This window comes from Vibrio sp. 10N.261.54.E10 (assembly GCF_002877735.2).
Taxonomy (GTDB): Bacteria; Pseudomonadota; Gammaproteobacteria; order Enterobacterales; family Vibrionaceae; genus Vibrio; species Vibrio crassostreae_C.
The window spans coordinates 77,203-91,332 of sequence record NZ_MCXE02000002.1 but is presented as its reverse complement, the minus strand read 5'-3'; the positions used below and the strand labels follow the sequence as shown (position 1 = coordinate 91,332).

The following is a 14,130-nucleotide window of genomic DNA, read 5'->3' as shown; positions in this document are numbered from 1 at the left end:
AACTGACGAATGTCTTTATATAACCCAGTTGTTTGGCAAGATGGTATGTTCATGAAGCCTCAACACTTTCAGCAACTCGATAGGTCTCAAGGCAAGTTATCTAACATGCTTAGCTCTAATAGCTCTCCCTTACACTGGGGAGTGAAAAAAATTGAGATTAACACTGAGCTACTGGCTCTTGGTAAAATCGGGATCACACGAGCAGAAGGTATCTTACAAGACCGTACTCCATTTGATTTACCGCTTCTTGCTGAGCTTCCAGAAGTAAGAGATGTTGACCCTTCTATTGCGGATAAAGTGGTGTACTTATGCTGTCCACTGCCATCAGAGCGATCTGAACTCTTTGGCGGAAATGGAGACGGTGCTCGCTATAATATGGAAACCCAAGAAGCCGTAGATGCATGTTATGAATCAGAAGATATGGCAAGTATTGTGGTGGGTAAGCTTAACTTTTTCTTAATGTACGATCATGAAGATAAGAGCGCATATACATCAATTCCCATTTTGAAAATTTCGGAAGTGAAGCCAGACGGAAGCATCATTCTGGATGACAACTATATTCCGACGTGCATTGATATTCACGCATCTACAGTTTTGAGCAAGTTCGCGACGGAATTCGCGTCAATGCTTAAACACAGAGCCGAATCGATTGTTCAGCGTTTAGGTGTGGTTGACCAGCAGGGCGTATCGTCTGTTGCTGATTTTATGTTGTTACAAGCCTTGAATCGTTATGAGCCGTTGTTCTGGCATTTTGCAAGTGTGGAAGGCGTTCACCCAGAGTCATTTTATCGGATCCTGTTACAAGCGGAAGGTGAATTATCTACACTGTGTTCCGCATCTCGTAGACCACAAGAGTTTACAAAATACAACCATAGCCAACTGACCGATTGTTTATCTCGTACGCTTGATAGCGCGAAAATGACATTAAGTGTTATGTCAGAACAACGTGCAATACCTTTAACATTGAGAGAGCAAAGCTATGGAATTCGAACTGCAGCAATTCCAGACAGTAAAATTGTCGAATCTACGACGTTTATTCTTGCTGTTAAAGCAGACGTACCACTTGATATTCTGCATACGCAGTTTGTAAGCCAAACCAAGATTGGTTCGATCGACAATATTCGCGATTTGATCAACTTACAATTGCCGGGTATTGAAATGAAACCAATGCCAGTGGTACCTAGAGCGTTGCCTTATCATGCCGGATATACCTATTTTGAGCTCGATAAAGCAAGTGACGAATGGAATGCATTGAATAACACCGCAGCAATCGCAGTCCATATTGCTGGCGACTTCGCGAACTTATCACTACAGCTTTGGGCTGTACGTTTATGAGTTACGCCGAAAACGACGTCACCGTAGTACTATTTCAACCAGAACCAGGTAAACCAATGGAGGTTATGCCTGCACCTGATTTATCTAGAAATATTGCGGTAAGAGACCTAAACGTGGAGAGCATGGGTGTTAACCCGTTGGTCGATCAGTTTACTTGGTTAATAGCCAGTCTCTCATGTATGTCTTCGATTCCTTGGTTGGACGATCCTGGTCCTTTTAGAGAACAAGTTGCACGAGAAATTCGTAAAGGTGAACGAAAGCTCAATGAAATGGAGTTGGATCGGGCATCAATATTGGTTATACGCTATTGCTTATGTGCAGCAATAGATGAGTCTGTGTGTAGGCAAGAGTGGGGGGCAAACAGCCATTGGAGTACAAACAGCTTATTGTCGGAGTTCCATAACGAGACATCTGGCGGCGATAAGTTTTTTACTATTTTAGAGCGCTTAAAAGCTGACCCTCGAAAATACAGACACGTTATCGAATTCCTTTATTTATTGCTTCAACTTGGGTTCAAAGGCAAGTACGGCCGAGAAGAGCGCGGTAACGAAAAGCTTTCAGACATAGGAAACACAATTTATCGCTTAGTCCGAGACGAGCGTTTAGCCGAACAGGAAAAAGTAACGTTAGTTAACTTAAAGGCGAAGTATTTAAAAAAACCGCTCAAACGGGTTATTTCTCCTAAGTTAATTCTTGGCGTCAGTACTGTCATCTTTGGTGTTATGTATGCCGCGACTTACTTGGTCATTGACCTAAAATTTCAGCAGCTTCTGGATGTGTATCAGTAGCATCAGATTTAATTGTGAGATCTTCTGTCCGTTTTTAAAAATAGACTCGAAGTAACAGTCTCATCCTTCATTTTCACTACGTACTTAGAGAGATTGCAGCCTGCGATCTCTTTTATCATACATCTATTGGAATTTAATTGGATTTACTATGGGCGTAACAGTTTGTGCGAATGGACTCAGCGTAGTTCATCAAGGCTCAGGAGGAGAAGCGAACGCAACACTCCCTGATGTTTGTTTAACAACAGTCGGCAAACCTGTTGTTCCTATCCCTTATGGTAACAATGCAAAGTCCGCCGATTTAGCGGGTGGCACCACGACCGTCTCTATGGATGGCGGTAACAGCATTGCTATAAAAGGCAGTAAATTCAGCGCTAGTACTGGCGATGCCGGTGGTGATAAAAAGGGTGTAGCCTCAGGTACTATTGAAGCCGAGGCCGAATTCATATCCGCTTCTCCTACCGTTAAGTTCGAAGGTGTCGGTGTATGCCGCCTTTCTGATCAAATGACCATGAATAAAGCCAACACCATGTGTTTAGGCGGTGCTCAAAACCCTTCGGTTTCTGTGACGGAAGATCAGGAAGGGACGTATACGGTAGACCTGTTTCTTTCTTATTCTGATGGAGAACCTGTTCAAGGGGCTACATATAAACTGATTGATCAAACCGGCGCTTCCTTTGAAGGTACATTAGATAATGTAGGCAAAGCTTCGGTGAGTGGGGTTGCACCTGGTGAATTTAACATTGACTATGGTGAAGATAGTCGCGAATTCATGCCAAACATCCCAACTAAAACCAACCCTAATTTCAACCCAAATGCGAATGCCCAATTAATTATTGAAGAAGCCAAACGAGGTGAGGTTGGTTTCTGGGAAAATTCTTGGAAGAGAATGTCTGGCGCTGCCAGCTGGATCTGGGGGGTAATTTTAGGTGACTTTAATGATGATGCATCGGTAGAGCAAATCATTGCAAACACAGCGCTGACAATGATCCCCGTCGTAGACCAAGCAGCAGATGTACGAGACCTTTCAGCAAATATCATGACACTATTAAGTGAAGAAGAACGAGATAAGCCAGAAAATTGGTTGGCACTCTCTTTGACTTTGATCGGTTGTGTCCCAACGTTTGGCAGTGCAGTTAAAGGTACATGTAAAGTTGCTTTGAAAGGTGGTAAGGGTACATCGAAAGACACTTTACTCGCGGTACTTCGTGGTATGGGTAAAGGTGACCCAGAAAAGTTCTTACGTACATTAGATTGGGTTGATTACGCCAAGCAGGCGAGCAATATTGTATCTGATGTTCTAAAACCTTGTATCGAAGTGGCGAGTGAGCTTGCTTCTTACGCCAATCGCATGGGAGCAGATGAACTAGCAGAATACTTCTTAAAGCTAGCCGATGAAGTGAAAATCATCGATAAAATGGTGCCGGATAAACTAAAAGAAGCGATGGGTGAGTTTGACCAGTTATTCGCTCGAGTTTTGGGTAAAGGTGAGAGAGCATACCCAGCAAAAGTGAAACACAATACTGGTCAATCGGCGCAATCTGGAAGAAATTCGAGTAAGACAAATGAAGAGAAAGGTAAGAATCCTGTTCGGTGTAAGATTTGTCGTCGTCTTGCTGGCAAAAAAATTGGCCAGTGTGCTGAAGCTAGTAAAATAAAACAGTAAGGGGCTAAAATGGGTATTAGAGAAAATGAAGGTCGCTATATTCGTTCGCGTAGCCTTCGTGACTCTGCAGTTAAAAAGAAGCATCCACTAAACTTTATGAATAGGGCTGTAGCATCACACCATATTATTTCATGTGATGCTACACGAAGGCTTTCTAGTTATCGTCGAAAACAAATCACTTACAAAGGCTATGATGTGAATCACCTTTGGAATCTAGTTATTTTGCCGATGCAGGATAAAATCGCTTGTCACTATCAAATGCCATTACATGGATCTAGTCATAAAGACAACGCAATAGTAACTCATTATGAGAAGTCTTTAGGAGTTTCCATTGCCGGCTTACAAAGCAAGCTGGATCAAGAAATGTTGGCTGAAAATGACAGAGAAAAGAAAAAGGTCCTAGAGGACGATATTGCAGTAATCGATGTTCTAAATGGGTATCATAAAGTGGTAGGTGTAAAGTTGGCGCGTGCTCTTAAGGGGCTAAGCTGTAGAACGAATAAAGAACGATTTACTGCTAAGTTGGACGATCTATCAATAGATATACTAGGTGAGATTAGTCGAAATAAATTATTACTCTTACAGAGAGGGGCTCATTTTGCACCGGGAGAAAGCGGATGTGAGATGTGCAGTGAAGCAGCTTCAATGACCAACCGAGTACATTTTAATAGTCTAGATAGCGCTCCTAGCAAATTAGAGGTAAAAGCTTTTTGCTACAGTGGGCGTCGATTAAAAACGATCAAAGAGCAAAAATAAAGTAGGGCGTATATGTATTTCTCATTAATCTCCGAAAATTATTTCACATCTAGTGTGAACTTTGTACCTGTTGACGATCGAGAATCGTTGTACAGTACGAACCATTATCATCCTACTTCATCGGTAAATCCGATTGTATGGTTGGATAGTGAGGGGGGAAGTATCAAAAAAGTTGGACCGATTGTTGATTGTGGTGATTTATCGGTAAGCGCTAAATTTGCTGAAGCGTTAATGAGCTTCGACCCTTACGGTGTTGAGTATTATCCTTCACAACTCGATCTCGAAGATGGAAGTGTCAAAAATCGATATATTATAGCAATCAACAACATTATCGATATTTTAGATGAAGATCGCTCAGATATTGAAATATCTCCAAGAAGTGGTGAGCCCATAGTCCATGAATTGTTTTTATCAGAAGAAAAGCTAAAACAAATTCCTTTAGAAAATAGAGTTGCATTTAGAGTGAAAGGTGCTGAGACAGCAATGTTTTTTTGTGAAGAGTTGTTTGACGTTGTTGATTCGGTAACGGAATTCGATATTTTGAGAAAAAATAAAATAGATATAAATGACCTAGCTCCAAAGTTTTAAGGTAGACCATTCATGAATGATGAATATCAAGTATTAACTAAACAATCTTTAGCTAATTTCCAACTCCAACAAAGCCCTAAGCCAATTGTACCTGTAGAGCCAGATTTGTTGCTGGAAATGACCTTCTCTCCAAAATTATTTATTATCGATGATATCGCTGAAAAAGTTGAACAATTAGTGGTGCACGGTGTGGAATGGTTAGATGCTCGTGTGGATTGTTCTCCAAGTCAGCCATCGGGCGATCAAATTAAGGTGTATGAAGACTATCGGATGCCTTACATTCACCAAACTTACAAATTGACCAATCAAGAAAAGCAATTTGGTAAGTTAAATTGGATCGATGCTGAAAATACTGAGTTTGATTTTTCTAAGTTAGAGAGCATTCCACTAGAAGAAAGGCTGATCTTCAAACTAGAAGAAGATTATGGTTTGGTTTTTATTCACCAAAGCGTGATTGATTTACTTAAGCAACATGTTAATGATGTTTGGGTTCGAGATGTATAAAATGAAAGCGCCTGAGGCGCTTTTTTTTAAGTCATACTGGTTACGTTAACTTCTGATACATAGCAATAGTTAAGCACTTAGATCTTTTCAATCTCGGGCAGGGTGTATACCTTCATTGATTCAACGTTAGGTTGATAGACACGTAATAAGAAAGACCAGTTGTCTTTAGGGGTGTAAGCAAAGTTTACGTTATTACCATCCGCATGTTTTTTACAGTCTAAACCACCGAATACCACCGTGAATGTACCGTCTTCGTTTTGCGTCAGTCCTTGATTGGTCGAAACGATGTTATTCTCGTTCGACATGAGATAACCTTTTGAATCGTAGACAGTGATTGAGTAATAACCTAGGTCACTAGCTAATTTAGGTGCTTCGTATGTCGCTTGGTAACATTGTTCACCTTTGGCATTCTCTAGTGCGTAAGGTGCATACATTGCGGTGTCAGCTGTCGATAGGCCGAACGCTCCAGCAATTGTGTAAGTAGTCTTTTCCCAGTCAGTCACATCTTGCGCTCGGTATTGAACTGTATCGTATGTGTCATTTAACTTATCGTATTCTGGCATTAATGCAGTACGAACTGCTTCCATAGCCTCAGTGTTTGGCTTTGGCAATCCTTCAAGATCTTGACCACCACCGATAATTTTCACTTTCGGCTGAAGCTCTTCTGTAATCCGTTTAACGTTTTGTTTTGTTCCATCTGTCGCAAAACGCAAGCCTATCAGCACATATTTTGTATCGAACATTTCAGGAGTGAACTCGTAAGTTCCTGCGCCAACCTTATAAAATGGTTGAGTGTGGTTCATATCTTGAAGGTGAAGTGTAACCAATTTCCCATCGTTCTCAGGTACAACGACTGTAAATGGTTTGGAGGTATCGATAACGCCCATTGAGTACAAGTGATCAATGGATGGTGATACAACCCAGCGAGTGTCTTTGTTCGCCAGTTCTTTGAAGTGATGAAGGTTGTTTAAGCCTAACTTAAAGTTGCGAGCAAAATTGTCAGCAAACCAAATGCCTTCTTGGTTTATGTACTCATGCACCGTCATACCATGATCTTCTGGGTTTACCGCCCACGAAGAAGAGTCAATGTTAGCAAAGACGTCTTCAATTGATTTATCTTCATTGTTAAAGCTGGTTGTGGACGTTCCTGCAACCGTAGAGAAAGACGTGACCACTAATAAAGAAAGTAGAGTTTTTTTCATTTTTAAATACCATATTCTGTTTTATTAAGTTGAGGTAATGGTAAGTAAAAGTTTGGTATTTATGAAATGACTATATAGAATCACAGGTATGACAAATATGTTATACCTGTGAGGTTGGTACTTTGAAAGCTGCGCTAAACAAGATCGATTTGAACCTACTTAAGGTTCTACATGTTTTGATAGAAGAGCAAAATGTTACCCATGCTGCGGAGCGACTTTTTCTTGCTCAGCCTTCTGTGAGTCGGAAGTTACGGAAACTTCGAGAGCAGCTTGATGATGAGCTCTTTGTTTCGACTCCACAAGGAATGAAACCTACCTACAGGTGTAATCAAATCGCAGAGTCACTCCCTGACTTAATTGCGCTGCTAGAGAAAACATTAACTCCGGTAAAGAAGTTCGACGCGTACAGCCACGCTGGGCATATCTCTTTGGCCATTAATCCGCTTTTAGGACAGTCATTGCCTCATATCTTGTTTCTATTCCTTGCCAAGCATGCGCCGAACGTGACATTTTCTTGCCACATATGGAACCAGAATACGCTTGATAATTTAGCGAAAGATAACATTCAGTTAGGCATTAATTACGACGTCCCAATAGGCAGCAAGGCCATATTGCATAAACATTTGGCCGAAGATCACTTTAAGTTGTATGCGAATAAATCCCATCCTATTCATCTGAAGAAGATTGTAGAATTTGAATATCTTTCAGAATGTCGATTTGCAATTGCACAGTTGGCTGAGTGGAATGAAAAAGAGGGGATGATGGAAAACATGTTGGTGCAAAGAGGATTGAATTATAACGAAGTCTTTCGTTCCGAAATAATCTCAAATGTCGCAGCTGTGGCAGCGCAAACCGAGGCTCTATTTCCAACTTCAGAACTGTATATCGATAATACACATAACCTAGTTGAAGTTAGTCATGCGAGGCTCCCATCATTCAATAGCAAGCAGATTTTGCTTTATCAACACAAAAAAAGGGAGTCAGATCCTTTCTACTTGTGGCTACATGAAAACATAGTCCAGTTGGTTGATGGGTTAGGTTAGTTGTCCTCCTGGCAACTGTTTAACTCGATACATCGCTTTTTCTTAGAGTGAGCGCCATCACCAGGTACTTCAAGGATATTTCAACGAGTTTGTTTCAGTAAGTTCGGGGGTAATCGGTGTTTTTCAAGGTAGTTGTCATCATTTGCTTACTTATTAAGCAGCTTCTCTTTCTGGATTTAGGTGAACGTCACCAACAGGCGCACAGTTCCTGATATCACCAGACCACCGCTCAGGCTTTCGCTGTTTTGCAGCGAGCAATACCTCTACACGACGCTTCAAGATCTCTTTATCTTTTCCATTGTGACGCTCTGAAGGCGTGACGTAATTTAGCTGACTGTGCTTGTGCTCGGTGTTGTACCAGCGTACGAAGGCTTCAACCCAACTTTGGCTACTATCGATTGTTTCAAAGCCCTTCGTTGGCCAGCTTGGCATGTACTTTACCGTGCGGAACAATGACTCAACATACGGGTTATCATCACTGACTCTTGGGCGACTATACGATGAAGTAATACCTAACTCTTCCATTTTGGCTTTGAACGTCAACGACTTCATCGGCGCACCATTATCGGAGTGAAGAACCAGAGCTTGATTGAAGCACTGCTCTCGCATCAACGTTCGTTGCAGAAGTTGTGACGCCAGCTCACCGCATTCATGCTCATACACTTCATAACCAACAATTTTTCGACTGTAGATGTCCTCAATGACATACAGGTAATAATGTTGGCCTCGAACTTTTGAAGGTAAGTAAGTGATATCCCACGTATAGACTTGGTTCGAGTCCGTCGCTGTGTAACTGGTTGGCTTCGCTTGCTTCTGTCTGCTCCGCTGACGACCTCGTTTGTGAAGTTGCCCCTGCGTACTCAACACTCGGTAGTAGCTCGACTCAGAGGCGATATACTCACCTCTATCAAGCAGTGTCGGGACGATTTGAGTTGGAGGCAAGCTTGCAAACTCAGAGCGGTTACACACCTCGATTATCGCATCACGCTCTTCCTGCGACAGCTTGTTAGCAGGCTCAGGTCTGAGGCATATTGGCCTTTTGTCAGCTTGAACTTCACCTTGCTGATACCAGCGACGATACGTTCTCAAGTCGATTTGAACTTCATGGCAAGCTGGCTCTAAACGACACCCGCATTGCTTCGCTTCAAGGATAAGAGTCACTATGGTCTGCCTTTCATCGGTTGAGGTTAGTCGTCCTCTGGCTCTTCCCCGTAAAAGGCTCTCAGCTTTTTTCTTAGTACCAAGAGAGCGGCCGTTTCAGCGAGTGCTTTTTCTTTGAGTCGTAAATCTTTCTTCAACTCTTTGATTTCAAGTTTGTCAGCTTTAGCCTGCTTCTTTGCTTCAGCTTCCTGCTCTTTACTCGACTTAAACCCTTGCATACATTCGCTGCGCCAGCTTTGGATTTGCTCTGGAAAAAGACCTTTTTCACGACAATATTGGCTGAGTTCACTTTCTGTCATTGAGTAGGTTTCAGCGACAATGGCAAGTTTAGTTTGAGCTGACCACTGCTCTGATGAAGTGTTGCTATTTGGCACGGCGGCTCCTGAACGTCTGAGTTGCTGGCGCCAATTATACAGGGTCGCAGTGCTAATTCCTTCCTCTTCCGACACTTCTTTAACTGACATTGAATAGGGAGGTAATAGCTTCTTCAATATAGCTTCTTTTCTTTCTACTGAGATACGAGACACAATTACTCTTTATCGCCCAAACTGGTTAAATTTTAACAGTGACATCTACCCTGCCAGATAGGGTAATTCTCTATCTGTAACCGTTGATAAACTTAGCTCGGCGGCAACGAGCTCATGTGTGTTTGTATTGACTGCAATATGAAGCTTTCGCCAGACTCTACGCTTCCCATCCGTCCCGTGTTTTTTGACTTTCCATTCATATTCACCATAAACCTTAAGGCCAGTAGCATCGATGGCTAGGTGCCGTATTGCTCCTCTAGCTTTAGTCTTAAATGAGGCCTCAACTTGCTTGGCTCTACGAATGATGTAGGTGTAATGCGGACAACTTAACGGCACATGGGCTAACCAAAATATCGAGACTACAAATCCTTGCAGCGCTGTCAGTGGCATAGAGAAAACTCGTTTCACCATGAGTGCTGTCGTGATAGTTAAATCATTGAACCGACATGGCCTGAACGCGCGCTTATTCTGTTTGCTCTGCGTCCACCCGACTATTGTCTCTTTATCAATCCAAAAGGTCAGAAAGCCTCGATTAATAAATGATTGGTTGTATTGTAACGAGGTTTAGGCACAGAGCTACGAGAGGGGGTGGGCGTAGCTGAACAGGTCGTAGGTTCTAGGTTTAGTTCGATTGAATTACACAACAAAGCCAACTCTCGATATGGAATAGAACGCTATCTAGATAATGAAGAATAATAGGCAGCAATATCTTTTAAATCTTGTTCAGAAAGTCGACTTAATTGAGCCTTCATCATGTCAGCGTAGGCACCTTCACGTTGGTCGTTCTTATACATTGTCATAGTATTGAACAAATAGAGGCGGTCTTGCCCTTTAAGGTCTGGGGAGTTTTTATTCGTGTTGTCGCCAGCAACTGAATGGCAAAAAACACAACTCGGGGATTTCAGTTTACCGAGTTCTGGATCACCAAAGTTGTCTGCGTGAAGTGTGAAAGAGAGGGAAGCAGTTAGTAAGATTAGATACTTGTTGTACACGTATATACTCCTGTGAAAACAAAAGTATAAAGCTTCCCCTTAGGGGAAGCTCAAGTATTAATAGCGATAGATGAGAACTTTGCTGAGAGTTACAGCGCTTTTTCTAATTCCGTTAGGAATCGAGCAATGTCTTCTGTACTAATATCACGGTGAGTAACAAAGCGAACAGGATTACCTGGTGACATAGTAATACCTTGTTCACCTAGCTCTCGTGCGATGCGGTTGATATCTACTGATTCATCTAATTTAGCAAACACAATGTTAGTTTGGATGAAATTAGGGTTAACAGAAAAGCCTTCTAGCTTGTTTAAACCAATCGCTAGATTTTTTGCATTGTCGTGGTCAGCTTTAAGTTGAGCCACGTTCTCCGTGAGCGCCATTTTCCCTGCTGCGGCAAGAATACCTGCCTGACGCATACCGCCACCCACCATTTTACGTAGGCGGCGTGCTTTGGCGATGTACTCTTTACTACCAAGAAGTAGTGAACCGATTGGAGCGCCTAAACCTTTCGATAAGCAAATCGTCATAGAATCGAAGTGTTGTGCGATCTCTTTAATGTGAACATCTAACGCGACTGCCGCATTGTAGACGCGCGCTCCATCTAGGTGCATTTGCAAGCCATGTTGGTTTACGAACTCACGAGCTTCCGCTAAATAAGACATTGGAAGTACTTTACCATTAATCGTATTTTCTAAACTAAGCAGCTTAGTACGTGCAAAGTGGCTGTCGTCTGGCTTAATCGCAGCAGCAAGTTTTTTAAAATCTAACGTGCCATTTGGGTTGTTTTCAATTGGCTGAGGTTGAATAGAACCAAGTACCGCAGCGCCGCCAGCTTCGTACTTATAGTTGTGCGCTTGTTGGCCACAAAGGTATTCGTCACCACGCTCACAGTGCGCCATTAAACCAAGTAGGTTAGCTTGCGTGCCAGAAGACGTGAACATAGCGGCTTCAAAGCCTGTTTCGTCTGCTGCCCACTGCTCAAGCTCGTTTACTGTTGGATCGTCACCATATACATCATCGCCGACTTCTGCGTTTGCCATTACATCGCGCATTGCTTGTGAGGGTTTAGTTACGGTATCAGAACGAAAGTCCATGTTTCTCTCCTAGAGTATTATAGGTAGCCGCAGAGTTGGGCTTTACTTAAACAAGCGATAGTTTTGGTATCAGTGATTTGATCGTGTCGTATTTTATCGTGCAGTTCTTCTAAACTCAGTTCGATCACTTCTATTACTTCATCGTCATCGCATTCAAAGCGGGTAGTGAGGCTTAAGTCTTTTGCGACAAACAGATGTTGTATCTCATCACAGAAGCCAGCCAAAGGGGTGACTTGCCCCAAGCTTTGAAAAGAAGTTGCACTGTAACCTGTTTCTTCTTCCAGTTCGCGTTGGGCACATTGAAGAGGTGTCTCATCTATTTCCATCGTGCCTGCGGGTAGTTCCAAAAGCCATTTCTTTAGAGAAGGGCGGAACTGGTTAATGAGGATGATTTTTCCAGACGAAGTGATAGGAAGAATAACTGCCGCGCCAGGGTGATTGATTGTTGTATGTTTTACCACGACGTTCGTAGGGAGCGTCACGTTCTCCTCTATGAGAGAAATACTTTTCCATTTATGGATAACTTTACTCATGCAGTCTGGCCACATTCCTTGCCAATTTTTCGTATAACGGAAGACGTGCACCACCATAACGTCTATGGTGTCGAAAATAAAAGAAAAATTAGGGTTAGCAATAGATTTAGTTTCACGCCGTTCGTGATGTTACTCTCATAATTGGAATCTATGATTGCGCCAAAATTACCGACGTAACCATCTGATATAAATGCAACTCAATAATAAAATGCACTTGTAACAAAGCGCTAACAAATGTATAAAAACAATTCTACACTCTCAACTGTTCAAAGATTTTCGGAGTAACGCATGAACCCTTCTATTTCTTCACATGCTGACAAGGCGCTACTCTCTGAAAGAATCAATAAATTAGCGCATGCTCTCTCTGATGGAGTCTATGAAAGAGAAGACACTATTAAGCTTTGTTTACTGGCAGCTTTGGCTGGTGAAAGCGTGTTTCTATTAGGCCCTCCGGGCATCGCAAAAAGCCTTATCGCGAAACGTCTCATTCAGGCTTTTGATAACAGCAGCTATTTCGAATATTTGATGACTCGTTTCTCTACTCCCGAGGAAGTGTTCGGCCCACTAAGTATCCAAGAATTAAAAGACAACGGTCGTTACGTAAGACTAACCGAAGGCTACCTACCAACTGCACAAGTCGTCTTCCTCGATGAGATCTGGAAAGCCGGCCCTGCAATCCTAAACACGCTACTTACTGTCGTTAACGAAAAGACTTTCAAAAACGGCAGTGATATTGAACGTGTACCGATGCGTCTACTAGTATCGGCATCCAACGAACTTCCAGATGAAGACAGCGGCTTGGAAGCACTTTATGACCGTATGTTGGTACGCGTGTTCGTGAACCGTATTCAAAACAAACAAAACTTCAAATCGATGCTGACGACGGGTACTTCTCAAGAAGCGGTAATTCCAAAAGGTTTGGCGATTACGGACATTGAATACCATCAATGGCAGAAAGAGCTCGATAAGCTGGAACTGACAGACAATTCGTTTGATAAGTTGTTTGAACTAAAAACCATGCTTGAAGAGACGGTTAAGAAGCAAGGCTCTGCTTCAGAGTCAGAATTGTATGTATCAGACAGACGCTGGAAGAAGGCCGTTAAACTATTGAAAGCGAGTGCGTTCTTCAGTGGTCGCGATAGCGTGAACCCGCTGGATATTATGCTTCTGCAAGATTGTTTGTGGCATAGCCCAGAATCACGTGATGTGGTTCGTAGCGTGGTGAAAGACTTTGCATTGAACCGAGCGTTTGATCAACAAGAGTCGAAAGCTCAAATTGAAATGTCTCGTGAAGAGTTAGAAGAGATTCAAGACGATGTTGAATCAACGTTGTCGGTGTCACTTTCTATGGAGTCAACTAGTGGCTTGTTGCGTAAAGATGTTTACCAGAATGACATCAAGAACGCGAAAATGTACAGCGTGGGCAGTGCTTACAATCTAGTGAAACTGGTTATGCTGCAAAGCAACATGTCGGTTTCTGAATCTGAGAAAGGCGATAGCCGTTGGGTATACGTAGCCAAAGACGATTTTGATCGTGTTCTTAAAGAAGGTCACGGTGATATTTACGGTTACGTAAACGAAAATAAAAACCTATGCCGTTTAAAACTCGACTTGGATGCATCAAACCAATTAGTGATTAAAGACATCGCCAATCGCTCTGTATTGGTGAGTGTGGTTACTACTGACGGTTTAGACCAAGAACTGTACAACAAGTGGTTGAGTGGCGCTGAGAAAGCCTTAGAACAGTTAACTGAAGCTGAATTCAAGTTAAAACGCGTTCGTACTGAATTCCATGATGCATTACCTCATAACTATATTGACCCTGATTTACCAAAAGCGATGGAAGCAAGTTTGCAATCGGTAACGCAAGATCTTGAAACCACGAAAGTGAAGAGTGCCAAGATCGCTCAGCGTATTAAGTTTATGAGCCAGTACTTCGAGTAA

General features: G+C 42.4%; 13 protein-coding genes and 1 pseudogene. 8 read left to right on the top strand and 6 right to left on the bottom strand.

Going from position 1 to position 14,130, the window contains the following annotated elements; translation table 11 throughout:
* Positions 1-9 precede the first annotated feature (9 nt).
* From tssK to BCU07_RS11745, 6 genes are all read left to right on the top strand, one after another.
* The gene (gene tssK, locus BCU07_RS11770) at positions 10-1,335 is read left to right on the top strand and encodes a type VI secretion system baseplate subunit TssK (RefSeq protein WP_017062572.1); all 1,326 of its coding nucleotides are present in this window, start codon (positions 10-12) and stop codon (positions 1,333-1,335) included.
* Entirely contained in the window at positions 1,332-2,123 is a 792-nt protein-coding gene (gene icmH / locus BCU07_RS11765; protein WP_029224648.1) for a type IVB secretion system protein IcmH/DotU, read from the top strand. The genes tssK and icmH overlap by 4 nt, the downstream gene beginning before the upstream one ends.
* Before the next feature lie 148 nt (positions 2,124-2,271).
* Positions 2,272-3,786 (top strand): PAAR-like domain-containing protein, encoded by a 1,515-nt coding sequence (locus BCU07_RS11760; protein WP_102429257.1) that lies wholly within the window; start codon positions 2,272-2,274, stop codon positions 3,784-3,786.
* Between the two features lie 9 nt (positions 3,787-3,795).
* The gene (locus BCU07_RS11755; RefSeq protein ID WP_102429256.1) at positions 3,796-4,542 is read left to right on the top strand and encodes an AHH domain-containing protein; all 747 of its coding nucleotides are present in this window, start codon (positions 3,796-3,798) and stop codon (positions 4,540-4,542) included.
* 12 nt (positions 4,543-4,554) lie between these two features.
* Positions 4,555-5,130 carry an imm11 family protein gene (locus BCU07_RS11750; RefSeq protein ID WP_102429255.1) on the top strand — a complete coding sequence of 192 codons (576 nt, stop codon included), beginning with the start codon at positions 4,555-4,557 and terminating at the stop codon, positions 5,128-5,130.
* A 12-nt stretch (positions 5,131-5,142) separates the two neighbouring features.
* Positions 5,143-5,634, top strand: a complete 492-nt coding sequence (locus BCU07_RS11745) for a hypothetical protein (RefSeq protein ID WP_102429254.1) — start codon at positions 5,143-5,145, stop codon at positions 5,632-5,634.
* 77 nt (positions 5,635-5,711) lie between these two features.
* Here the strand turns inward: BCU07_RS11745 and BCU07_RS11740 are convergent, their stop codons facing one another.
* Entirely contained in the window at positions 5,712-6,836 is a 1,125-nt protein-coding gene (locus BCU07_RS11740; RefSeq protein ID WP_017064536.1) for a DUF1254 domain-containing protein, read from the bottom strand.
* A gap of 122 nt (positions 6,837-6,958) precedes the next feature.
* On the opposite strand from BCU07_RS11740, the gene BCU07_RS11735 reads away from it, so the two are divergent.
* Positions 6,959-7,879, top strand: a complete 921-nt coding sequence (locus BCU07_RS11735; protein WP_076668635.1) for a LysR family transcriptional regulator — start codon at positions 6,959-6,961, stop codon at positions 7,877-7,879.
* 153 nt (positions 7,880-8,032) lie between these two features.
* Here the strand turns inward: BCU07_RS11735 and BCU07_RS11730 are convergent.
* The 5 genes and pseudogenes from BCU07_RS11730 to BCU07_RS11710 form a co-directional block, all read right to left on the bottom strand.
* Positions 8,033-9,567 (bottom strand): IS3 family transposase gene (locus BCU07_RS11730; protein WP_372112959.1). Its coding sequence is split into 2 segments (ribosomal slippage): positions 8,033-9,114 and positions 9,114-9,567, totalling 1,536 coding nucleotides; the frame shifts between segments, so codons are not numbered across the junction.
* Between the two features lie 63 nt (positions 9,568-9,630).
* Positions 9,631-10,122: pseudogene (locus tag BCU07_RS11725) on the bottom strand (IS5 family transposase); the annotation flags it as partial.
* A 119-nt stretch (positions 10,123-10,241) separates the two neighbouring features.
* Positions 10,242-10,559, bottom strand: a complete 318-nt coding sequence (locus tag BCU07_RS11720) for a c-type cytochrome (protein ID WP_017064539.1) — start codon at positions 10,557-10,559, stop codon at positions 10,242-10,244.
* Between the two features lie 89 nt (positions 10,560-10,648).
* Entirely contained in the window at positions 10,649-11,653 is a 1,005-nt protein-coding gene (gene ltaE / locus BCU07_RS11715) for a low-specificity L-threonine aldolase (protein ID WP_102333597.1), read from the bottom strand.
* Positions 11,654-11,670: 17 nt separating this feature from the next.
* Entirely contained in the window at positions 11,671-12,186 is a 516-nt protein-coding gene (locus tag BCU07_RS11710) for an NUDIX hydrolase (RefSeq protein WP_102427904.1), read from the bottom strand.
* Between the two features lie 288 nt (positions 12,187-12,474).
* Between BCU07_RS11710 and BCU07_RS11705 the strand changes: the two genes are divergently transcribed.
* Positions 12,475-14,130 carry an ATPase RavA domain-containing protein gene (locus tag BCU07_RS11705; protein WP_017067123.1) on the top strand — a complete coding sequence of 552 codons (1,656 nt, stop codon included), beginning with the start codon at positions 12,475-12,477 and terminating at the stop codon, positions 14,128-14,130.